The 21197-nt window shown below is 42.0% G+C and carries 22 protein-coding genes, 4 tRNA genes and 1 pseudogene (1 of these 27 only partly in view); 1 reads left to right on the top strand and 26 read right to left on the bottom strand.

Annotation, left to right across the window (positions count from 1 at the left end):
- Nucleotides 1-32: 32 nt before the first annotated feature.
- The 14 genes and pseudogenes from I6G42_RS03355 to tgt all read right to left on the bottom strand — a co-directional run bounded on the left by I6G42_RS03355 (nucleotide 33) and on the right by tgt (nucleotide 11583).
- Nucleotides 33-1223 carry an acetate kinase gene (locus I6G42_RS03355; RefSeq protein ID WP_038804045.1) on the bottom strand — a complete coding sequence of 397 codons (1191 nt, stop codon included), beginning with the start codon at nucleotides 1221-1223 and terminating at the stop codon, nucleotides 33-35.
- Between the two features lie 49 nt (nucleotides 1224-1272).
- Nucleotides 1273-2226, bottom strand: a complete 954-nt coding sequence (locus I6G42_RS03350; RefSeq protein WP_038804046.1) for a class I SAM-dependent methyltransferase — start codon at nucleotides 2224-2226, stop codon at nucleotides 1273-1275.
- A 58-nt stretch (nucleotides 2227-2284) separates the two neighbouring features.
- Nucleotides 2285-2875 carry a class I SAM-dependent methyltransferase gene (locus I6G42_RS03345; protein ID WP_038804047.1) on the bottom strand — a complete coding sequence of 197 codons (591 nt, stop codon included), beginning with the start codon at nucleotides 2873-2875 and terminating at the stop codon, nucleotides 2285-2287.
- 32 nt (nucleotides 2876-2907) lie between these two features.
- Nucleotides 2908-3320 (bottom strand): annotated as a pseudogene (gene comGG / locus I6G42_RS03340) (competence type IV pilus minor pilin ComGG).
- The gene (gene comGF, locus I6G42_RS03335) at nucleotides 3298-3759 is read right to left on the bottom strand and encodes a competence type IV pilus minor pilin ComGF (protein ID WP_038804049.1); all 462 of its coding nucleotides are present in this window, start codon (nucleotides 3757-3759) and stop codon (nucleotides 3298-3300) included. Before comGF ends, comGG begins: the two are co-directional and overlap by 23 nt.
- Nucleotides 3722-4024, bottom strand: a complete 303-nt coding sequence (gene comGE, locus I6G42_RS03330) for a competence type IV pilus minor pilin ComGE (RefSeq protein ID WP_265101009.1) — start codon at nucleotides 4022-4024, stop codon at nucleotides 3722-3724. Before comGE ends, comGF begins: the two co-directional genes overlap by 38 nt.
- On the bottom strand, nucleotides 3987-4421 hold the full coding sequence (comGD, locus tag I6G42_RS03325; RefSeq protein WP_038804051.1) for a competence type IV pilus minor pilin ComGD: 435 nt from the start codon (nucleotides 4419-4421) through the stop codon (nucleotides 3987-3989). Before comGD ends, comGE begins: the two co-directional genes overlap by 38 nt.
- Nucleotides 4384-4707, bottom strand: coding sequence for a competence type IV pilus major pilin ComGC (gene comGC / locus I6G42_RS03320; protein ID WP_038804052.1), 324 nt, complete (start codon nucleotides 4705-4707; stop codon nucleotides 4384-4386). The genes comGD and comGC overlap by 38 nt, the downstream gene beginning before the upstream one ends.
- A gap of 1 nt (nucleotide 4708) precedes the next feature.
- Nucleotides 4709-5725 carry a competence type IV pilus assembly protein ComGB gene (gene comGB, locus I6G42_RS03315; RefSeq protein ID WP_068981894.1) on the bottom strand — a complete coding sequence of 339 codons (1017 nt, stop codon included), beginning with the start codon at nucleotides 5723-5725 and terminating at the stop codon, nucleotides 4709-4711.
- Entirely contained in the window at nucleotides 5673-6614 is a 942-nt protein-coding gene (comGA, locus tag I6G42_RS03310) for a competence type IV pilus ATPase ComGA (protein WP_038804053.1), read from the bottom strand. Before comGA ends, comGB begins: the two co-directional genes overlap by 53 nt.
- 69 nt (nucleotides 6615-6683) lie before the next feature.
- Entirely contained in the window at nucleotides 6684-7049 is a 366-nt protein-coding gene (locus I6G42_RS03305; protein ID WP_000286399.1) for a DUF1033 family protein, read from the bottom strand.
- Between the two features lie 148 nt (nucleotides 7050-7197).
- Nucleotides 7198-8349 (bottom strand): N-acetylglucosamine-6-phosphate deacetylase, encoded by a 1152-nt coding sequence (gene nagA, locus I6G42_RS03300; protein ID WP_038804054.1) that lies wholly within the window; start codon nucleotides 8347-8349, stop codon nucleotides 7198-7200.
- 140 nt (nucleotides 8350-8489) lie between these two features.
- Entirely contained in the window at nucleotides 8490-10307 is a 1818-nt protein-coding gene (locus I6G42_RS03295) for an acyltransferase family protein (protein WP_038804055.1), read from the bottom strand.
- 133 nt (nucleotides 10308-10440) lie between these two features.
- Nucleotides 10441-11583: a tRNA guanosine(34) transglycosylase Tgt gene (gene tgt, locus I6G42_RS03290; RefSeq protein WP_038804056.1), complete on the bottom strand. Its 1143-nt coding sequence runs from the start codon at nucleotides 11581-11583 to the stop codon at nucleotides 10441-10443.
- 116 nt (nucleotides 11584-11699) lie between these two features.
- Between tgt and I6G42_RS03285 the strand changes: the two genes are divergently transcribed.
- Nucleotides 11700-12557, top strand: coding sequence for a DUF975 family protein (locus I6G42_RS03285; protein WP_038804057.1), 858 nt, complete (start codon nucleotides 11700-11702; stop codon nucleotides 12555-12557).
- Nucleotides 12558-12597: 40 nt separating this feature from the next.
- Here I6G42_RS03285 and I6G42_RS03280 read toward each other — a convergent pair whose 3' ends face one another.
- The 12 genes from I6G42_RS03280 to I6G42_RS03225 form a co-directional block, all read right to left on the bottom strand.
- Nucleotides 12598-12960 carry a DUF1304 domain-containing protein gene (locus I6G42_RS03280; protein ID WP_038804058.1) on the bottom strand — a complete coding sequence of 121 codons (363 nt, stop codon included), beginning with the start codon at nucleotides 12958-12960 and terminating at the stop codon, nucleotides 12598-12600.
- Nucleotides 12961-12970: 10 nt separating this feature from the next.
- Entirely contained in the window at nucleotides 12971-13348 is a 378-nt protein-coding gene (locus I6G42_RS03275) for a MarR family winged helix-turn-helix transcriptional regulator (RefSeq protein ID WP_050562285.1), read from the bottom strand.
- A gap of 205 nt (nucleotides 13349-13553) precedes the next feature.
- Entirely contained in the window at nucleotides 13554-14417 is an 864-nt protein-coding gene (locus tag I6G42_RS03270) for a DUF2262 domain-containing protein (protein WP_038804060.1), read from the bottom strand.
- Between the two features lie 149 nt (nucleotides 14418-14566).
- Nucleotides 14567-15775 carry a LysM peptidoglycan-binding domain-containing protein gene (locus I6G42_RS03265; RefSeq protein ID WP_038804061.1) on the bottom strand — a complete coding sequence of 403 codons (1209 nt, stop codon included), beginning with the start codon at nucleotides 15773-15775 and terminating at the stop codon, nucleotides 14567-14569.
- Between the two features lie 165 nt (nucleotides 15776-15940).
- A complete protein-coding gene (locus I6G42_RS03260; protein WP_038804062.1) occupies nucleotides 15941-16561 on the bottom strand; it encodes an HAD family hydrolase in 621 nt (206 codons plus the stop codon).
- A gap of 3 nt (nucleotides 16562-16564) precedes the next feature.
- Nucleotides 16565-17845 carry an MATE family efflux transporter gene (locus tag I6G42_RS03255; RefSeq protein ID WP_038804063.1) on the bottom strand — a complete coding sequence of 427 codons (1281 nt, stop codon included), beginning with the start codon at nucleotides 17843-17845 and terminating at the stop codon, nucleotides 16565-16567.
- Between the two features lie 60 nt (nucleotides 17846-17905).
- Nucleotides 17906-19390: a threonine synthase gene (gene thrC, locus I6G42_RS03250; protein WP_038804064.1), complete on the bottom strand. Its 1485-nt coding sequence runs from the start codon at nucleotides 19388-19390 to the stop codon at nucleotides 17906-17908.
- A gap of 75 nt (nucleotides 19391-19465) precedes the next feature.
- On the bottom strand, nucleotides 19466-20743 hold the full coding sequence (locus I6G42_RS03245; RefSeq protein ID WP_038804065.1) for a glutamyl-tRNA synthetase: 1278 nt from the start codon (nucleotides 20741-20743) through the stop codon (nucleotides 19466-19468).
- A gap of 183 nt (nucleotides 20744-20926) precedes the next feature.
- Nucleotides 20927-21010: transfer RNA gene (locus I6G42_RS03240), tRNA-Leu, on the bottom strand.
- Nucleotides 21011-21019: 9 nt separating this feature from the next.
- Nucleotides 21020-21091: transfer RNA gene (locus I6G42_RS03235), tRNA-Gln, on the bottom strand.
- A gap of 13 nt (nucleotides 21092-21104) precedes the next feature.
- A tRNA-His gene (locus I6G42_RS03230) sits at nucleotides 21105-21177 on the bottom strand.
- Nucleotides 21178-21191: 14 nt separating this feature from the next.
- Nucleotides 21192-21197 (bottom strand) — tRNA-Trp (locus tag I6G42_RS03225); it runs 65 nt beyond the window's last position.

Here is a 21197-nt window from a genome sequence, read left to right as displayed (position 1 = left end):
GTCTCTTACCTTGTAATTTTATTCAGTTCATCTTACTTTTTCAAGCGTTCAACGTCACGAGCGATGACCAATTCTTCATCAGTCGGGATGACTAAGACACGAACTTTAGCAGCTTCTGTTGAGATATCTCCTGTAGCGCCAAAGACATTCTTTTCAGGATCCACATCACAACCAAACCAAGAAATGCCTTCAATAACCATCTGACGAATCGTTACAGAATTTTCTCCAATTCCAGCTGTAAAGATAATGGCATCTGCACCGTTCAAAACTGCCAAATACTGACCAATATACTTTTGGATACGATCCACAAAAATCTCATTTGCCAGCTGCGCTTTCTCGTCACCTGTACGCATAGCTTCGTGAATATCACGCATATCGCTTGATCTCTCAGAAACACCCAAAAGTCCTGACTCACGATTGAGAATTCGACTGATATCCTCTGGTGTATTGAAGTCATCTGTATGTTGCATTAAATAGGGGATAATTGCCGGATCAATATCACCTGTACGAGTCCCCATCATAATACCACCAAGTGGAGTGAATCCCATGGATGTATCAACAGACTGACCGCCTTTGACAGCTGTAATAGAACCACCATTTCCAATATGACAAGTAATCAATTTCAACTCTTCTAGTGGTCGACCCAAAATTTTTGCTGCTTCTCCCGCCACAAACTGATGACTTGTCCCATGGGCACCATACTTACGAACTTTATTTTCAGTGTAGTATTTGTTTGGAAGAGGGTAACGATAGGCTTTCTCTGGCATGGTTGTATGGAATGATGTATCAAAAACAACAACGCTGGTAATATCTGGAAGCAACTCCTTGAAGGCACGAATTCCTGCCGCGTTGGCTGGATTGTGAAGAGGAGCCAAGAGTCCCAATTCCTCAACTTTTTCTAACACATCTCCCTCAACGACTGTTGATTCCTTGAAATATTCACCACCAGCCACGACACGGTGCCCGACACCAGTAATTTCATCATAACCTTTGATAATGTCAAAACGAATCAAATCATCTAATAAAATTTTAACAGCTTGTGTGTGATCTTCAATATCAAGAATTTGTTGTTCAGAACGGCCGTCGAATTTTACAGTTGAGATAGAGTCCTTCAAGCCAATACGTTCAATCAAGCCTTTCGCTAATACTATTTCTTCTGGCATTTGGTAAAGTTGCCATTTCAAACTCGAGCTTCCTGCATTGATTGCAATTGTTTTAGTCATAACATGATACCTCTTTTAAGCGTTTTCAACTATTATAACAAAATTTACCTTACATTTCAGTACCTTTGCTCCATTTTTGAAAATTTTCTTTGAATTTCAATAGTGCAGCTGGATCTTGCAGACTGGTCAAAGGATAGACAAATGGTTCTATTTCCTTGTCTCTTTTCTTCTGTAAGACAAAAATACTTTTAGCTTGGCTTGCAGTTGAGAAAATATCCTCTGGCAGAGCGATGATAGCAGCCAGACTCACTTCGTCTTTGAGCCAACCTTTTAACAAATCACTTTGAGGACTGGTCAACAAGTCGCTCGGAGCTAGAAAAATAGCATAGCCATCTGACTTGAGGTACTTGAGGCCTTGCTCCATCAGCAAATGATGGGCATAGGTATGTTCTTGGCTAGAAGCCACTTGATAGCGTGAAGCGATGGCATCGTCTGGGTAATAGCCAACAGGCAAGTCGCTAATGACCACATCGCTTTCTTTAAGCATTTGCGGACGAACGGCATCACCTTGGACAAATCCTGCCTGCAAACCGATCACATCTGCCATACTAGCCGCCAAATCAATCAGCAAATCATCCACTTCAATTCCCAAGTAATCTACTTTTTTAGCAAGAGATATCAAGAAAGTAGCACCCAGAATTCCCATTCCAGAACCTATTTCGAGGATGCTAATTTCCTCTTTATGAAGCAACTCTTCCACAATAAGTACCAAGAGGAGGGCAATGGCATCCGGCGTAAACTGGTGATTGGCCTGCAAAGGCTCCATTTGTCCTGCCTTCATCAAGAGAAACTGGTAGGTCTTGAGCCACTCTTCCTTGCGAAGCGCTAAGCGTTTAAGAGCTTGATTGTTCTCCTTGACCTGCTCTAATTCGGTCTCACCATCTAGGTAGATACTATTTTGCTCTACCAAGGCGTCATAAAAGTTGGTCGCCAAATCACTTTGGATGACTTGGACATTCTCTAGTAAATACGTATAAGCTTGTTCAATTTTTTCAAAATCCATATTCCTATCTTATCAAATTTCCCCTATTTTTTCCATCTGAAGAGAAAAAATCACTGCTTTAGTCAGCGAGTGATTTTTGGGCTACTGTTAAAAAGAGCTCTGCGTAATTTCCTAAGAAAAGACCTTCTGCACTGTAGAGGATCTGACTGCCAATGCTCGAAAAACCAAACTGGGCGAGCTTGTTTTCCAGTTCAGCCAATTCAAAGCCGTGATGGTTGGTATCTGTCTTGACAAAATCGGCAATGAGGACTTGCCCATTCTCCCCAAGGTGATGGTGAAACACGGCAAGAGTCGCATCTAGATCAGGCATATGATGAAGAACCCGACTGACAACAATCAGATCAAATTGTTGCTCCAAAGGATTCACCAGTAAATCCTGCTCCAAGAGTTGAAGATTCCTGATTCCTTGCTCTTCTGCTTTTAAACGTGCTTGCTCCAGCATTTTCTCAGAGATGTCTACAAGGGTAACCGACTTAGCCTGCTTGGCTAGGGGCAAGGCTAATAGACCTGTCCCTCCACCGAAATCCAGTATTTCCTTGTCTGATAGAAGAGCAATCTGTTTTTCAACCGCTTGACAAACCAAGTTTGCAAGAAAGATGTTTTTGGGCGAATCAAAGGTTTCTGCTTTGTGATTAAAATCATGTTTCATGCTTTTAGTTTAACACAAAGTAGTTGAATTGACTAGGAATTGTCTTTCTTATCTGCCTTATTTTCTGTTTTTTCTGATTTGGTTCTTGGCTTGAATCAGTCGCTACCTCTTCCTTTTTAGCTGTTTTCTTTTCTTGGGTTTTCATCGGAGGAAAGAGAAATTCATAGTTCCCCTTATTCATACGAACACTTGTTGCAAAACCTGTTTTCGTATTTTGATACCTGACTTTTCCTAAGTTGAAGACTCGTTCCCCACTTTCTTGCTCAGCCTTATCTTTACTTCGCTTGGCCATGGCAAAAGCAGCCAACTTTTCTTTGTTTAGGGCAAAGTCTTTGTGATGGGCTACTTGCCGATTCAAATAAAACTGCAACAAAAGACTAAAGATGGCTGCCATGGTGACTGCATATAGGAGAACACCTGCCTTAACTTTTTGATTTTTCAACACGATAGATAAACTCTCTTTCTAAGCCTTTTTGAAATTGGAAACGAAAGCGAACCAATTGATTTTCCTCTGTAATCTGAGCGGATTTAAGTCCATAAACCATAGGCTGATAGCCCCGGCCACTGCTATCAGTCTTCCGAAAATCATCCGATTTAGACTTACCCATAGCGATATCCTTACCATCCTGTTTCATGTAGATGCGATTGCCTTCCACCTTTTCAAACTGCGAACGCTCTAACTCTGCCTCCAGTTGATCCACAAACAAGAGCCACTCTTTTTGCTCGCTTTGCTTCTGGTAACGAACTTCTGAAATGAGGAGCTGACTCATAGCTTGAAAAAGGAGTAAGCCTCCACTAATGACGATAAGGGCAATCAGAGATTCCAACAAGGTAAAAGCCTTGATCTTATGGCTCTTTGATAGCCAACAACTGTTCTGAACCATGATAAACCTCCAATCCCTTTTCACTAGAAAACACCTGAATCTCCACTCCATTTACCCTCACTTGATTTTGACCCGTCTGCAAGGCCATCTTAGCGACACGTAAGACTTCTTCCTTTTGCAAGATTTCTGCCTCTTCTTGTCTATTTTTCTGAATTTGTCCCAAGAGGAGGGTTGCAATACTGGCAAATATAGCTAGCGCTACTACTGCTTCTAGTAAGATCACTGCCCTAATTTTTAGTTTCCTTAATGCGTTTAATTTTTCCATTTCCTAAATATAATCGATAACTGATTGCTCCTTTTCTGGTCTGAAATTCAACCTTAGCCAGAGATCTATTTCCACCAGCTCGGTCAAATATAATGCTTTGTCCTGATGGTCCCTGAATTCCTTTAGGAACGGTCAATTTTTGACTGCCATTGTTGATTGTCTGCCCATCTAAGTTTAAGCTGGTCTTTTGCTGACTTGCTAGACTACGTTTTTGAGTTTCCCGATAGAGTTCTTCAAATTCCATAAAGAAAATCTGTTCTTCCACCGCTGCAAAACTGGACTGGACTGAGCCGGACAAGCCCAAAGCAAGGATACTCACAAGCCCCAAAACCAAGAGACTTTCCAGCATGGTAAAGGCCTTAATCCGCAACAGTTTGACTTGTTTTTTGTTTTGCATGGTAGTCTTTATAAGCCTTGGCTTGCTCAGCTGTGATACGGCCGTCTGCCTGCAATTTGCTTAGACTCGCATCTTCATTCTTGTCCAGACTATAGAGTTCTGCCTGACTTTCCACCACCTTAACAACAGCAGCTTTTCCTTTGTCATCAACGGCATCCTTTTGCTTGGTCAAATTAGGTACAAAGAGCAAGAGAAGTACGCTGATGATGAGCAAGACGACTAACATTTCTACCAGAGTGAAGGCTTGCGCCTTGGCTTTTTTTAGTTTTATCATGAGTTTTTTCATTTTAAAAATTTACCTCCATATTTTGATACATGGGCATGAGCATTGCCGCATAAAGTAAAACGATAATCAGGGCCACAAAGATAAAAACCAGTGGCTGTACTAAGTTCATAGTGCGGTTGACTCGGGTAAAAAAGGCTTCCCAAGTCTTTTCTGCGTAGATTTCCAACTCACTCCCTAGCTTGGACTTGACTTCCCCATACTCGATGATGAGACTCAACTCCTTCTTAAAGAATGGATATCTCGCTATGGTTTGAGAAAATTCGCGGCCATTTTGCAGGGCTTTAGCCAGATCTTGACCGATTTCTTTAAAGAGCTGGGAACCTTGTTCCTGCATGATCTGAAAAATCTGCGTCAGCTCCATTCCCTGCGAAATCATATTTCCCCATTCACGCGCATAATAAGCTGTCAGATAGGTCTGGACAAATATTCCAAGAAAGGGAATCCGTGCTAACATCGAGAAGACCCGCATCTTAGAACCTCTTTTGTAGAAAGTGAGAGCTAAAAGTAAAGATAGAGAGCAAACCAGCACTAGTCCCAGAAAAATTTGTGGCAGATTGCCGATGATTTGGGTGGCAATATTGCTACTGTCCAGTTGGGGTAGTAGATAGTTTCTCAATCCCAGCATGATTAGCAGGAGAAATCCCAGCAAAATCAGGGGATAGGTCGCCACTTCGATTAACTTTTTCTTAACCTTGGCCAAATTATCCAAATATTCTTCTATCTTTCCCAAACTCAGATGAAGATTCCCATGAACTTCAGCTAGAGATAATTGGGTCACAATAGCACTTGAAAAACCCAAGCTGTCCATCATCTCTGAAAAGGATTTCCCCTGAGACAGCCCTTGGTGCATCTGTGTCACATAGTCCTTTTCTAGCAAGGCACTTCTCCCCAAGAAAGAAATAATTTCCACCAAATGAAAACCACTGGAGAAGAGATTGTTAAACAGGGTGATGATTTTCTTCTGCTTAGCTGTAGCTAATTTTTTCCGTTTCAGCCTGAAGACTTGTGATATGTCCATCTTTAAGAAGCTGGTCAATCTGCGCATTCCAGCTGGTTGGCTGATGTTCTTGATAGTCTTTGTTTGCAAAGTCAACGATTCCTCCTCCCCCGATTAATCTCTGATAGCAGACACCTTGTAGGACAACTGCTAGTTCCTCCTCCGTCACACCCAACTCCAGAAGGCGTTCATAAACACCTCGGATACTCTTGGCATGAATGGTCGAAAAGACTGTCGCCCCTGTCAAACTGGCTCTGACAACTGCACGTGCCGTCTCACTATCACGAATTTCACCGATAATCAAGAGGTCAGGACGATGACGTAGAGACAGTTTGATCAGATTTTCATAGGTCAAGCCAATCGCTTCATTCAACTGCAACTGGAGCATGTCTTCCTGCTTGATCTCGACAGGATCTTCAATAGACATAACTTGTTGCCCCTTAAAGAGAGACTGGGCTAATTCGTGCATCAGCGTCGTCTTGCCACTTCCGACTGGACCTGCAAAGAGATAGAGTCCCCGTTGCCTGTACTGCTCACCCAGTTCGTTCATATCCTGAAACCAGAAATGCAGGTCCTGCTCCTCATCGTGCAACAAACGAATAACCAAACTCTCATGCCCCCGATAATCTCCCACGGTAGACAAACGCAGTGAAGAAACCTTTTCGTCATACTGATAATCACAAGAACCCAGCTGACTGCGACGCTTTTCTCCTACATTCATCCCAGCCACAAACTTGAAATGACTAATCACAGCAGCTAAAACATCAAACTCATAGGAATCAACTAGACACCGTTCGTCTCCAATCCGCATGTGAAGCTCGTAGGACTTTTCCTTGGGGATAAAATAGATATCCTGAGCCTTCTTTTCTTTCGCAGTCGCAATAATTTTCTGTGCAATTTCTTGAACCATACTTACCTCCTCACCTATACTATTCGAAAAAATTGGAAAAAATAAAAAGCAACTTAAAAAGTTACTTTTTTATCTCCATTTCATGCGGCAAGAACGGTGTTTTTCTTGACCTGTTTGTTTTTCGTAGCCTGGACGTAGCTTTTCATCGGGGATGACTTGCTCATCCTGTAAAAGTGCCAAAGAATGATACTGCTGCAAATACTCATCACACTCATCACACCAACGTTGGTCTGCAGGATCCCAAAAGATAGTCATCAAATCACTCCGACTCTTATAAAGAGGATTCTTCTTTTCCAACTCAAACCAGCATGATTTATAATATTTTAGAGCATCATAATACTTGTCAAAAGATTGACTCATGATGACATCTTCTTCCCAGCCTTCTATAAACCACCACGGTTCAAAATCCCCATACATTTCTATAACACGATACATTTTCACTACTTCCTTTGTACCGTATATTATAACGAATTTTCTAGAACAATGAAAGGATTTTGCTTCATTATAGAACAATCTTCTAGCTTTCTGAAGATACCTCTAAATAGAAAAGCAAAGGCTGAGTCATCACAGCCTCTGCTTTTTACTATGCTTGATAACGTTTCACACCATCTAGGTAGGTTGCTACCAATTCCAAATCTTTATCTAGTACGATAAAGTCAGCGTCATAGCCTTCACGGATTTGACCACAGACATCATCGATGTGAACGGATTTTGCTGGGTTGAGGCTGGCCATCATGACCGCTTCATGTGGATTCGCAATGCCCCATTCGACCACATTCTTCAAACCGTCTTTGAGTTTGAGAATAGAACCTGCCAAGTTACCTGTAGATTTGAGACGAGCAGTTCCATTGGCAACCACTACCGGGAATTCTCCCAGCATGTAGTCGCCGTCTTCCAAGCCACCAGCTGTCATACAGTCTGTGATAAGAGCAATATTTTCTGTTCCTTTTTGTTTGATAAGGATTTCGCAGGCTTTTGGATCCACGTGATGACCATCACAGATCAACTCTGCATAGGTATGAGGCAATTCATACATGGCTCCCACCATACCGAGCTCACGGTGAGTCAACCCACGCATCCCATTGTAGGCATGTACCCAAACGCTCGCTCCAGCATCTACTGCCTTTTTAGCTTCATCAAAAGTCGCATTTGAGTGCCCAAGAGCAACGGTCACTCCTTCACCCGTAACTGTACGAACAAAGTCTTCTACACCTTCACGCTCTGGCGCAAGGGCAATTTTATTAAGCAAGCCATTTGCTGCTTTTTGCCAAGCACGAAACTCATCCATACGAGGATCTTTCATGTAGGCAGGGTTTTGAGCTCCCTTGTATTTCTCTGTGAAATACGGACCTTCGAAATAGATTCCCCGAATCTTAGCTCCACTTGCTTCCTGATAACGGGCACCGATATTTTCTGTTACCGCGAGCAATTGCTCATAAGATGAGGTCAAAGTAGTTGGCAAGAAACTCGTTACTCCCATGCTGAGGAGCCCTTCACTCATGGTATGAAGGGTTCCTTCGATGTTATTATCCATAACATCCACCCCACCGAATCCATGAATGTGGGTATCCACAAGTCCTGGTGCAATGCTGTAGCCTGTATAGTCAATGACCTCAGCTCCTTCAGGAATCTGTTCTACATGCTTTCCAAACTTGCCATCCACAAGTTCCAAGTAACCGCCACGACGAACTCCGTGTGGGTAGAAAAACTGATCCGCTTTAATATAATTAGGCATAATGATGACCTCCTTAATAGATTGATTCTAGAATTTATTATGTCAATTACATTATAAACCTTTCTTTTCCATTTGTAAATGGTATAGACCTATTTTCTAGAGATATTTTAAAAGAGCTGGATTTCTCCAACTCTTTGACCTTATTTTGATTTTACAGGCAGTTCTTGAGCAGCCTTAACAGCAGCTGCAATCGTTTCTGCGTATAGCTTAGCACCTTCTTCGATCATGTTGCTATCATTTCCAAAGTGGACTTGGTCGGTTCCAGCCCAGATTTCAGGGTGCTCCTTAGCGACCTTATTCCAGTCAGCGATGCTCACATAAGGATTCTTTTCAGCTAATTCCCGCGCATAAGCCGCATACTGCTCCACTGATTTGTAAGTTTCCTTGCTCTTGTCACCTTCATAAGGTGTTACCAGAATCAGATGGTGACCTTTGGGGAGATTTTTAACGATCGTATCTAAGTCATCTTTATAATTCTCTGGTCCGTTTACACCCGTTGCGATGACAACTGTTTTTAGAAGTACCTTGTTCTGGCTGTTATTGAGCATGATGTCATTGGCTTGCTTCGTCGTTCGACTAACTTGGGCATTGATATTTGCTTCAGGAAGCGTCTCTTGCAAGGCTGTATTGGCTCGTAAGGCTACAGAATCTCCAATCAAGGTGGTTCCCTCAGAAATTCCAAATCGGCTAGCCTCTGCTTGCTCAGCCAATTTCTTCATCTGATCCAAGTTGGTCTGGGCTTGCTTGAAACCATTGACCATCAAGTCTGTCTCAAAAGCTCCAACTTGAGGAGCCACAGTTATGATAATCAAGGTAATCAAGGTAAGAATGCCAGCACCAGCAGCACTAATTGGTTTAATATGAGGTAATCGACTAATCTTCCGTATTAAAGGATTGGATTTACCGGCAATCAGTGGCTCAATAATATAGAAGGATAGGATAGCAAAGAAATAAGAAAAGATGACTGTTAAAATAACAGCGGGCAAATTACTCATCAACTGAGAAAAGATAATATAAAAAGGCCAGTGGAAGAGATAAACCGCGTAGCTAGTATCCGCTAAAAATGTAATTATCCTAGGTTCTTGTATCTCAGGCGTTTTCTCATGCAAGACACGCGCAGCAAAAATCATGACAACGGCTGCTAAGCTGGCAAGCAAGAATCCAAACAAGTAAGCGAACAGGTAGGTGAACTTGACAAAGAAAGTCAGAAGCAACAATACCAAGAGACCTGCCGCTAACACCAGTAGATTTTGACGAAGATCCCACGTCCGATCAAATTGCTTTACTAAATCGCTCGTCTGACGAACCCCCACAACCGTCGCTAAAATACTTCCTAAAAAGAAGGGATAGACATGGGTCAGACTTGAAAAGTAGACAGATGAATAGGAACTAGCCATTAGACTACCAATAAACATGGAGAAAAAGCTAATGATAAAAGCTCCCGCAGAAAGGAGAAAAACCATCCCTCTCAACTGACTACTAGATTTTGAACGTTTGGATAAGAACCAAACCGCTAAGCCCCAAAGAATATAGTAGTGAACCTCAACAGCCAGACTCCAGTTATGAACAAAGAGATGCGGAATGAACTGGGATTCATAACTTCCACCTGTTAACATTTCATAGAAGTTGGTCATAAAACCGAGAACTCCAGCAATCTGACCGCCAATTCCAGCAACATAGTCTTGACGAACCAAGAAAGTAAAAGGCATAGTCACTAAAACCATCAGCACCACAGGTGGCACGATACGATAAAACCGTCTCTTAAAAAAGCCCAGCAAATCAATCTGACGTGCCTTCCCAAATTCTTCTAAAAGGAGGGAAGTGATCAAAAATCCTGAAAAAGTAAAAAAGACATCTACCCCAAAGAAGCCTCCAGGAAAGATCGTTTGAAAGAAGTGGTACAAAAGCACCAAAAGTAAACCTGTAATCCTAATCAAGGAAAACCATTTAATACGCATACGAGTCTATTCTCCATTAAATTAGGAAGCAAAACACCACCTAATTTCCATTCCATTATACTCCCTATTCTATCAAAAAAAGAAGAAAAATCCTACGAGAAAACGTAGGATTTTGGCATTCTAATTTTACACTTTAAAAATTGCGCCCTGACTTATTGTAACCATATTTTTCCACAAAATACTCACGGAATTCCAAGAGATTGTCATCCATGATGGCTTGACGGACCTGCTTCATCAGATTGATCAAGAAGTAAAGATTGTGATAACTAGTCAAGCGGATACCGAAGGTTTCGTCAGCCTTGAGCAAGTGACGAAGGTAGGCGCGTGTGTAATTCTTACATGTATAGCAATCACACTCAGGATCCAGTGGCGTAAAATCCTCAGCAAACTGGGTATTTTTGACAACCAAACGACCTTGACTGGTCATACAAGTCCCGTTACGAGCGATACGAGTCGGCAAGACACAGTCAAACATATCCACACCACGAATGACCCCATCGATCAAGCTATCTGGCGCTCCCACTCCCATCAAATAGCGAGGTTTGTTTTCAGGAAGGAGTTGGGTTGTGAAATCCAAGACTGCATTCATCTCTTCGTGGGTTTCTCCTACTGCTAAACCACCGATAGAGTAACCAGGGAAGTCCATGCTGACAAGGTCGTGAGCTGACTGACGGCGAAGGTCTTCAAATCCCGCTCCCTGCACAATCCCAAACAAGCCTTGGTCATGCGGACGACGGTGAGCCTTCAAACCACGTTCAGCCCAACGGCTGGTACGTTCGATTGATTTCTTAACGTAATCATAGGGTTGGTAAAACTGAGGACATTCGTCAAAGGACATCATGATGTCTGAGCCCAGATTATTCTGGATGGAGATGGCTTTTTCTGGTGATAGGAACATCTTGGAACCATTGAGATGGTTTTTAAAGGTTACCCCTTCTTCTGTGATATTTCGGCTATCAGCTAGGGAATAGACCTGGAAACCACCACTATCCGTCAAGATTGGCTGGTCCCAGTTCATGAACTTGTGGAGACCACCTGCGCGGGCAATGAGTTCATCACCTGGACGAAGCCACAGATGATAGGTATTAGAGAGGATAATCCCTGATCCCATCTCCTTCAACTCCTCTGGTGACTGAGTCTTGACAGTGGCTTGGGTCCCAACTGGCATAAACATAGGTGTTGGGAAGGTACCATGCGGGGTGATGATTTCTCCCAGACGAGCTCCCGTGTGTTTTTCTTTCTTAATCAAACGGTATTTGATTGGTGAATCTGACATTTTCTACCTCCGAAGCTGGGAAAGACAGTCCCAGTTCATACTTTGTGCCCAAAGGCATACTGTATGATTTTATCAAAAAAACTAGGAACTGTCACGAACTATGGTATAATGAAAGAATGAAATACCAAAAAATTGATTTAAAAACTATTCGTCTGCAGACTAGGCAATTTCAGGCTGAGAATCCCCGCCTCTTTCTCGTCTATCTCTTACCTAGCATACTGGTCATCTTATCAGGCTTTCTCAACCCCTTGGCTCGTCTCCAAGAAAGTGTTTTAGAGCAATCCTTTTTCAGCATGCTGGCGCAAGTGCTCCAAACCTATCTCTTCCCACTAGTGGTTTCTTTTGTGAGCACGATTTTTCTAGCAGGTGCTGCTTTTGCGACACTCCGACTCTTCAAGGATCCTGATACGGAACTCTCAGTAAAATCAAGCCTGACCCTCTTTGCTGAAGAGCGCTTCTCACAAACCTTTCTAACCCTGCTTCTCAAACGTTTCTATCTTTTTTTATGGAGTATTCCAAACTTAGTAGGCGTTTATTTTCTCTTTTATAGCAATCTCTTGGCTCGGAGATTTGTAGCCCTACATCCTGAATTTCCAAAATTAGACCTCTCATCCGTTGAAACCGAGCAGTTCCTTATGACCTTTGGCCTCTACTTTTTCGCGAGCCTCATCTTGATGATTGTGGGCAATCTCCTCTACGTACCGCAACATTATGCCTACTCGCAGGTAGAATTCCTCCTCTGCGATACTCTGGATTTAGGACAGGCTAAACCCAGTCAAATCCTTAAAACCAGCCGTTTCTTGATGAAAGGCTATAAATTCCAACGCTTTGTCCTCGACCTACAACTACTCCCTTGGTATTTCCTCAATTGGATTACTTTGGGAATTGCTAGCTTTTCAATCCTTCCCTATATCCAAAACAATCACATCTTCTTCTACAGAGCCCTACTAGCCCGTAAACGTCGAAATGGATAAGAGCATACAAAAACCAGCGTCTTTCAGGACGCTGGTTTTCTTATTTCAAAAGCAACATACTCAGCAGAGTCAAAATAGCAGGCCCACCTTGCTTCAGAAGAATCTTCTTGTCTGCTGTTAGAGAACCGTAGGTCGCTGCACCAAGCACAAATAAAACAAAAATAGTCACAATTTCCAAGCTTTGCGAAAAATAAATTCCGTATAAGAGAAAGACACCTATCAAAGCATTATAAATTCCTTGATTTTTAAATAATGAACTCACTGAAGGACGAGCCAGTTCTTCCTTATCCACATTAAACACTCGACTAGTAGTATCTGATTGCGTAGCCACACTTTCCAGATAAAAAATGTAAAAATGCTCCAAAGCAACAATAGTTGCTAAAATAATTGTAAAAATAGACATATTCTTCTCCTTAAATTTCTATCTCTTCTAAACCAGATAGCAACTTTTCTAACAAGCGACTGAACTCTTCTCGCTCTCCTTTTGTAAGCACACTCTCCATCTGACTCTTTACGTTTATATGGTGTTGGGGAGAGTTGGTTATTAGTTGTTCTCTCGCAAAGTCTGTCACTTCCACCAAAACCTCCCTCTGGTTTTCAGGATTCCGACGTCGATTAACCAAACCTTCCTTTTCCAAAATTTTAAAGTGCCGTGTCAAGGCAGCTTGATCAATCTTCAATCTCTCCTGAACTGCTATTTGATTACACGGTGACTGATCGATTAAGAAACATAAAATTTGATAACGAGTCAGACTAATCCCCAATTGTTTCTCAAAAAGTTGAGTGATCATCTGATCTGTTAAATGGAGCTGGTACAGTAAGTCGTTAATTTTTTCATTTCTACCTCCTTGCGTACACTTGATTTATCAACTATTGAGTTATCAAGTATATTACAGAAAGATTAAAAACGCAACTATTTTGCTTACTCACGAAAAATAGCCTCTTGGTTTCAATCCCAAAAGGCTATTATTTCTATATTCTAGATAAAATCCAGCACTAACCTACCAAATCTGCTCGAAGGATTTCTTCCTCTTTATCAATGACAACTTCGATGGCATGGCCTGCAAAAATTTCCTCGCTATCATCATAGTAGAGGGTCAATTCCCCGTCTTCGTTGATCGATAGTTCACTCAAGGAAAGAGAGTTGGTAAAATACTCTTCTGTTAACTCCACATCATTTTCATCTGAATCTATCCAGTCTTGAGCTGTTTCCCACAGTTCTTTGACAATATAGTCTTTAATCCGAGTATCTTGAACTTGGAAATTTCCCATAAATTTCTTTAGATCATCAAAAGAACTTGGAGGGAGACTTTCATCTGCACTCGCAGCAAAGATAGCATGAATCTTACCACCCTCGTAAGTGATAAATCCTTCAAACCAAGAATAGGCTCTGTTTAAGGTGAATTCGCCAATATCGTCTTGAATGATGACCGGTTTTTGATAGGTTTCAATCAAGGTCTCTAATCTAGAGTCTGAGGATTGGTCATCTAGGTATTCCAGCAAGTGGTAGCAGTTATTAGCTACTTCTGACATATATGGCTCTAACTCCATGAAGGGGCGTTTTTGACATTTGATATTATGAATTTTGTAGGGTTCAAAACTAAAGCCCCATCTCTTTTCTTCAAACTCCTCAGGAGTCAATACCCATTCCAAACGTCCCTCACGTTCAGAGAATTCCTGGGTTGCAACATTGACACTAGCTTTAAAATGAACGGACGGCATTTTACAACCATCTTTTAAAGAAGCGGCCCCAGTTACATTTTGGAGGGTAAAAATCAAGAATTCGACAATTTCACCACAAAATTCCTCTTCAAAATCATCTCTTGTTTTCTCAAATGGAGTTTTTAATCGATTTGTCATTCACTTCATCCTTTCTCTCTATGCTTAAAAGCGTTAGTATAGTTTTGTATCCGCTTACATTTTAACATGTTTTGGATTTTATTTCACTTATCAATACTATTTTACACAAAAAGAAGCTACACTTTTAAATGTATAGCTTCTTATTATTCTTAATTCATTGATACGTGGACATGGTCATAGTGGTTTTCGGTTACGCTACCACGGTCTGGCATTGGATTCCACGTGTAGGCTGGTCCATATTTACTATCATATGGAGCATAGAAACGTTGTTTCCAGATGATGTAGTTGATACCACGGCTAGCCATATTTTGGACTGCATATTCTGCAATTTGATCTCCGAGTGCTGAATTCACTGGAACCATAAAGTCGATGGCCAAACCTTTTCCATGGTCGCCACTGTCTCCAGGACGGTAACCACTAAAGGATGTAATCCCAAACAAGTTGGCGATTTCTTCCTTAAAGGCTGCAGTTTGTGGTTGAAGGCCAGCATTCTCAGACTTAGCTACAGCAAGTCCTGCATAGTCAGGAGCCGCTGGAGCTGAATAAGTTCTTGAAGGAGTTTGGCTTTGCTCTGCTTGATAAGTCGAAGTTGCAGTGTCAGAAGTTGCTGTTGATGCTGCTTCTTCTGTTGCACTTGATCCTGTTGTATCAGTAGGTGTTTCGGTTGCTTTTTCTTCTACTGGAGTTGTAGTCGCTTCCACTATTGACTCAGCTTGAGGGCTAACTTGTGTTTCTTGCTTCTCAGCTGGAGTCGTTGCCTGAGGAGCTGCTTCTTCAACTGGACTGGTTGTTTCGACTGTTTGCTCAGCTGACGTAGAAGTGTTTGTAGATGATGTCACTTCTTCTGCAGCTGTCGCTGTCTCAGAAACTTCTGAACTTGACGCTACTTCTGCTGGTTTTTCCGTCTCGGTTGCAGTTGGAGCTTCCTCAATTGGTTGAGAAAGGTCTTCTACTTGAACTGTTTGTTCATCGACTGTTACTTGGTTGGTCGTCAAATCAGCTGTCGCAGTTGTCGCTTCTTCACTAGCGTCTGCTTGAGGAGTTTGGATTTTAACTTCCGTTACCTCTTCTGCCTCATTGACAGTTGTAGTGAGGACAGTATCTGGGAAAATCAAGTCCATATTGGTGATTTTGTTCAAATTAGCAAGAACTGTCACATCTACTCCCAAAGCTTCCGCAATCGTGCTCAGGGTATCACCATACTGGACTGTATAGCTGTTCTTGTTTTCGTTTTTAGTCACATCGTTTTTGATTTGCTCAACGCTACGTGCTGTCCAAAGGATTTCCTCTGCTTGAGTTGCCAATGCTGGCGCAAAAGACAAGGCTACTGTTGAGGCTAAAATAATTCTTTTCTTCATTCGTTCATATTCCTTTCAAATGAGTACCCGTCTATCATAACACAAAAAAAGTAGAAAAAAAGCCCTCTCGGGCCTATTTAACAGAACTGTCCATTCCTTGTAACAAACTCGATTACTTGAAATAGTTTGTTAGGTCTCTGTCACACAACTGACACAATCTTATCGTTACTTACTCTCAAAAATATGAGGAATATCTGCTAGTGCTTGAATCATGTGATTGCCTTCAAAAGAAGATTCTAAAAAGTTGATGCTTTGAATACCGCTATTCTTGGCAAATTCCACATCTAAAGTCCGGTCCCCTATATAATAGGTAGCCCTAGGATCCAACTCATACTTGTCTAGCAGATAGTTAGTCGCTTCTGGACTGGGCTTGCGTGCAAAACCACTCTGACTGGTTAGAATCTCTGTGAAATAGGACTCCAACCCCAAGTCTCTTAGGATAGTAAAAGCATTGTCCCCCTTATGAGTATAGACAAACTGCTGAATTCCTACCTCATCTACCCAAGCTAGCACTTCACGCGCGCCTGGCATCAAAACTACCTGAGCATTCTTCTCAGACAGGTTCTGGGCACGCACCTGATTGAGCACTTCCGCATCCAGATTTCTCTCTTCTGCCAACTGCTCCAGCAAATCCTGTACCGAAAATTTGAGGATAAACTCTCTCACTTTTTCCTTATCATAAGGAATAGCAAACTGAGCAAAGGTCTCCTCAATCCCTGACAAAATCGCTTCGTAAGAATCCAATAAGGTCCCGTCTAAATCCCAAATAAAAGCTGTTTTTTGCATTTCCTATCCTTCCAACATCATATAACGCTGGTAACGGTAGCGTAGAAATAACCAGCGAAAACCATTATCCAAAAGTGTTCCTGCCCAAATACCAGGTAAGCCCCAACCAAGAACAATGCCCATCAGATAGGCTGTCCCTATGCGGATACACCACATCCCGATACTTGTTGCATAAAAGGGAAGGCGAGCATTCCCCAAGCCCTGCCAAACTGCAGTATAGATGACTGTCCCTGTCGCCATGGGAGTTCCTAGTAGAGAGAACAGTGCCACCAAAACGCTCGCTTCAACTGCTACAGGATCGGTCGTATAGAGATGAGTCAGTGGTGTCCCTAAGGCATAGATACTGAGAGTTAAGGGCAACATGAGAAGCAGAGAAAGCCAAAAGGTTTGCTTGCTTACCTCGTCTACTCTTTCCCAGTTATCCTCTCCAACTGCTCGAGCCACCTGCATGACCGTTGCCGTAGCGACACCAAAGGCAGGCATGTAGTTAAACTGAGTCAAGACTTCTCCGACTGCATTCCCCGCTACTGCCTCCGTCCCAAAAGAAACAACCAAGGCAATGATCACTACATCTCCAGCCCGCATCATGAGACGTTCTCCTGCTGCTGGCAAAGCCAAGGTCAATAGTTCCTTATCTAAAGCAAAAGTCGGTTTCTTAAAAGGCAACTTTAATTGCGACCACAAAATCACAAGACCGACTAAGCGAGACAAGATAGTCCCCCAAGCAACACCCGCTATCCCCATATCAAGAATAAAAATAGCTAGACTTGAAAAAAGAATATTCAAGGCATTGGATAAAAGACTAACATAGAGAGGTAGACGCGGATTATGCGTTGCACGAATCAAGGCACCTAGACTCGTCATCAAGCCCAAGAGAACAATCGAACCACCCACCAAAGATAGGTAGAGTCCACCACTCTCGGCCACAGTCTGCTCAGTTCCCAAAAGTCCTATCATCTCTTGCCCAGCAAAGATGGATAAAGCGCCTAAAAGTGCACTCAGCAATAAGGTTATCTTGAGAGCCTCTGTCACGTGATAAGCCAACTTGGACTGATCTTTCTGCCCCAAACTTTTTGAAATAACACTGGAAATAGCAGCTCCCAGAGCGATAAAAATCGCCTGGTAAATCGTGATAATATTGCCAGCTACTGAAACACCTGAAATAGCGATTAAGCCCAAGTGAGCGACCAAGTAACTATCCACCATGCCCATGAGCATTTGCAAAAAGTTTTCACCCATAGCTGGCAAGGCAATGTTGAGAATGTCTTTATTTTTCTTAATCAATCCTTCCTCCTGATGAAAAGAAACTCAGTTGGTTTCCCAACCGAGTTTACTCCCTCTGTCTTAAAGCCCTAGATAAGCCTCCACCGCTGCTTGCATGTCAGCAGCTGCTACAGTTGTCTTGTGACGAACTGGAGCTGTTTCAAGGCCATCAACCGCTGGTGGCACTGCCACTCCTGAAATGTTATGTAATTGAGCCAAGGCTTCAAAGTCTGTCAAGCCTGCTTTTCCTGTTACCGCTTCTACGGCAACCACTGGGAACTTGTACGGACTAGCTGTTGAAGCAATCACTGTCTTAGTCGCATCGCCAGTAGCCACTTGGTATTTTCTATAAACAGCTGAGGCAACCGCCGTATGTGGGTCCTCGATATAGCCATCTGTTTGATAAACACGTTTAATTTCTGCCGCAGTTTCTTCCTCAGTCGCATATTCAGCTGCAAAGAGATCCAGAATCGCTGCATCAAAGTCTGTCAATTCATATTGTCCTTGTGTACTCAAGGCATTCATGAGTTCAGCTGTCTTAACCGCATCATTCCCCAAAAGATGGAAAATTAAACGCTCCAAGTTTGAAGATACCAAGATATCCATAGATGGGCTAGTTGTCACCTTAAACTCACGTTTCTTATCGTAAACACGAGTTTTAAAGAAGTCAGTTAAAACATTATTGTCATTTGAAGCACAGATCAATTTGCCAACTGGCAGACCAATTTGTTTAGCATAGAAGGCAGCCAAGATATTTCCAAAGTTTCCTGTTGGTACTGTGAAGTTGACCTTTTCTCCAGCCACAATATCACCAGACTTGACCAACTGAGCGTAAGCATAGACATAATAAACAATCTGTGGTACCAGACGACCAATGTTCATAGAGTTAGCTGATGAAAATTGCAGTTTATTGGCAGCCAATTTTTCACGAAGAGCTACATCGTTAAACATATGTTTCACATTTGTTTGTGCATCATCAAAGTTTCCATCAATAGCAATAACATGAGTATTGTCGCCAGTCTGAGTAGTCATTTGCAACTCTTGTACCTTGCTGACACCATCCTTTGGATAAAAGACGATAATCTCAGTTCCAGGCACATCGGCAAACCCCGCCATAGCAGCTTTCCCAGTATCACCAGATGTCGCTGTCAAAATGACAATCTTGTTCTCTAAACCATGCTTTTTAGCGGCCGTCGTCATAAAGTATGGCAAGATAGACAAGGCCATATCCTTAAAGGCAATCGTTGAACCATGGAACAATTCCAAGTTGTATTGCCCATCCAGTTTCACCAATGGCGCAATCGATGGAGTATCAAACTTGCTATCGTAGGCATTGTTGATACAGTAGTCCAACTCCTCTGCAGTAAAGTCATCTAAAAATGCTGACAAAACTAACTTAGCAACTTCCTGGTAAGAAGCATCTTTCAATTTTTCAAAGTCCAAATCTACCTTTGGATAAGTAAGCGGTGTAAACAAACCACCATCCGTCGCCAAACCTTGCAAAATAGCTTGGCTAGCAGTTACTGTATTATTGGCATCACGCGTTGATTGATAAACTAATGTCATGAATCTCTATCCTTTATCTATAGTCTCTTCCATTATATCATGATTTTTCAGAAAATTCTCCCTTTATAAGAGAATTTATAATCCCAATTCTTTCTTTAAAGGCTGTAAATAAATCATTTCTTGCTTATCTCTTTGCTCCAATCCTTCCTCAGCTAGAAGGAGTAAGTCTTTTGAAAACTCAACAATTGCAGTTTCTTCCTGATCTGTAAGTTTTTTCTTAGAAAATTGTCGCCTTAAAGACTTGTAATCACGACCAGCTGTGGTAAAAAACGGAGCCTTTTGCAAATAAGTTTCTAATTGATCTAAATTAACCAACAATCCCAAGTGAAAGGCAGCAGAAGCAAAAGTCCTATCAAGCGGCTGAGTACACACACTACGAAACTCAACTGTTCCTCGAGTCGTTAAGTCTTGGTACTGGTAACTACGATGAGTTTGGAAATCCTCCTCCTGAGGATAGATCAATACCTCATCCCCATTAAGGGTAAATGCCTGGATTTCAGGTGTAGTCAAATAGTTCCTAGCCTGAACAGGATAAAAATAATAGGTCTGCCCATCACGCTCCGCTGTGAAAATCGCAGAATGATCTAGATAGTCAAAAAAATCCTCCTCATCCTTAAAGAGTCTAGCATTGACACCTACATTCTCTGGATAGATACCATGCATAGATTCTTCCCAAAAAATATCTCTCGAAATTTTGGTATCCCAATCTGCCCCTGAAAACTCAGAATTTGCAAACAAATAAGCTTTTGCTGCTTCAATTTGAGTAAAAGCATTGATAACACGCAGAAAGTTAGACTTTGAAACGTCCAGTTGAACCTGACTTCCACAGATAAAGGCACCATACTCAGGGAAATGATGTAAATCTGATTTAGTTACATTTCTACTCAAATTCAGATAATCCATCAACATCTGATAGCGGGGATAAGCCACTGGACAATTCTCATTTTTATCCCAGTTGGGATGAATGCCGCAGCCAACAATAGCATGATTAGCTTCACCCAACTTATTCTGAATCGTAGCCATATAGAAGTTAAAGCGTTCTTCTACCTCTTGGATAGATTTAGCCCTACCAAAGGCAAACTCAACGGTCGTATAAGCAACTTCAAATAAGATTGTATCCCGACTGACCGGATCTAGTAACTGAATTGGATTCCCAAAATCATCAACTTTCTCAACTGTAAACTTCAGAACAGAAGATAAATACCAAAACAGTTCCTTAACAACCTCAATATCCGTAGCCTTACCCTCTAAATTTACAACAGGATACTCCAGCTCAACCCCAACAAATAAATCAGGCTTCTCTTTTATATTTTCTAAGTAGCGCTTCTTAAGCAAGTCAACCGAACGAGACATTAACCACCAAACTCTTTCATAATCTACATAAAATGTGAATAAGTAATATTATACCAAAAACACACTAAAAATGATTAGAATAAGAAGAAAAAGATCATTCATCAGTTATCTGTACTTAAAGAAAAATATCAAAATCTTCACTAAATCAAAAAACAAGGTCCGAAAACCTTGTCTTTCATACTATACCGGCGGCCGGGGTCGAACCGGCACGTCCTTGCGGACACTGGATTTTGAGTCCAGCGCGTCTGCCAATTCCGCCACGCCGGCAAATAGTAACTGGGGTAGCTGGATTCGAACCAACGCATGAGGGAGTCAAAGTCCCTTGCCTTACCGCTTGGCTATACCCCAATAATATAAAATAGGCGAGTGATGGGGATCGAACCCACGCATGCCAGAGTCACAATCTGGTGTGTTAACCACTTCACCACACCCGCCATAATTCTATAAACACGGG

Origin of the sequence: Streptococcus oralis (assembly GCF_016028255.1) — a bacterium.
In the GTDB taxonomy this organism is placed as follows: Bacteria; Bacillota; Bacilli; order Lactobacillales; family Streptococcaceae; genus Streptococcus; species Streptococcus oralis_AC.
Note: the sequence above shows the minus strand (reverse complement) of the source record. Positions and strands in the feature narration are given on the sequence as shown.

What these genes read in the sequence shown, in the direction of transcription:
- I6G42_RS03355 (WP_038804045.1), bottom strand. Translation starts at nt 1,223, where the DNA reads ATGACTAAAACAATTGCAATCAATGCAGGAAGCTCGAGTTTGAAATGG.
- I6G42_RS03350 (WP_038804046.1), bottom strand. Translation starts at nt 2,226, where the DNA reads ATGGATTTTGAAAAAATTGAACAAGCTTATACGTATTTACTAGAGAAT.
- I6G42_RS03345 (WP_038804047.1), bottom strand. Translation starts at nt 2,875, where the DNA reads ATGAAACATGATTTTAATCACAAAGCAGAAACCTTTGATTCGCCCAAA.
- comGF (WP_038804049.1), bottom strand. Translation starts at nt 3,759, where the DNA reads ATGGTTCAGAACAGTTGTTGGCTATCAAAGAGCCATAAGATCAAGGCT.
- comGE (WP_265101009.1), bottom strand. Translation starts at nt 4,024, where the DNA reads ATGGAAAAATTAAACGCATTAAGGAAACTAAAAATTAGGGCAGTGATC.
- comGD (WP_038804051.1), bottom strand. Translation starts at nt 4,421, where the DNA reads ATGCAAAACAAAAAACAAGTCAAACTGTTGCGGATTAAGGCCTTTACC.
- comGC (WP_038804052.1), bottom strand. Translation starts at nt 4,707, where the DNA reads ATGAAAAAACTCATGATAAAACTAAAAAAAGCCAAGGCGCAAGCCTTC.
- comGB (WP_068981894.1), bottom strand. Translation starts at nt 5,725, where the DNA reads ATGGACATATCACAAGTCTTCAGGCTGAAACGGAAAAAATTAGCTACA.
- comGA (WP_038804053.1), bottom strand. Translation starts at nt 6,614, where the DNA reads ATGGTTCAAGAAATTGCACAGAAAATTATTGCGACTGCGAAAGAAAAG.
- I6G42_RS03305 (WP_000286399.1), bottom strand. Translation starts at nt 7,049, where the DNA reads ATGTATCGTGTTATAGAAATGTATGGGGATTTTGAACCGTGGTGGTTT.
- nagA (WP_038804054.1), bottom strand. Translation starts at nt 8,349, where the DNA reads ATGCCTAATTATATTAAAGCGGATCAGTTTTTCTACCCACACGGAGTT.
- I6G42_RS03295 (WP_038804055.1), bottom strand. Translation starts at nt 10,307, where the DNA reads ATGCGTATTAAATGGTTTTCCTTGATTAGGATTACAGGTTTACTTTTG.
- tgt (WP_038804056.1), bottom strand. Translation starts at nt 11,583, where the DNA reads ATGTCAGATTCACCAATCAAATACCGTTTGATTAAGAAAGAAAAACAC.
- I6G42_RS03285 (WP_038804057.1), top strand. Translation starts at nt 11,700, where the DNA reads ATGAAATACCAAAAAATTGATTTAAAAACTATTCGTCTGCAGACTAGG.
- I6G42_RS03280 (WP_038804058.1), bottom strand. Translation starts at nt 12,960, where the DNA reads ATGTCTATTTTTACAATTATTTTAGCAACTATTGTTGCTTTGGAGCAT.
- I6G42_RS03275 (WP_050562285.1), bottom strand. Translation starts at nt 13,348, where the DNA reads ATGATCACTCAACTTTTTGAGAAACAATTGGGGATTAGTCTGACTCGT.
- I6G42_RS03270 (WP_038804060.1), bottom strand. Translation starts at nt 14,417, where the DNA reads ATGACAAATCGATTAAAAACTCCATTTGAGAAAACAAGAGATGATTTT.
- I6G42_RS03265 (WP_038804061.1), bottom strand. Translation starts at nt 15,775, where the DNA reads ATGAAGAAAAGAATTATTTTAGCCTCAACAGTAGCCTTGTCTTTTGCG.
- I6G42_RS03260 (WP_038804062.1), bottom strand. Translation starts at nt 16,561, where the DNA reads ATGCAAAAAACAGCTTTTATTTGGGATTTAGACGGGACCTTATTGGAT.
- thrC (WP_038804064.1), bottom strand. Translation starts at nt 19,390, where the DNA reads ATGACATTAGTTTATCAATCAACGCGTGATGCCAATAATACAGTAACT.
- I6G42_RS03245 (WP_038804065.1), bottom strand. Translation starts at nt 20,743, where the DNA reads ATGTCTCGTTCGGTTGACTTGCTTAAGAAGCGCTACTTAGAAAATATA.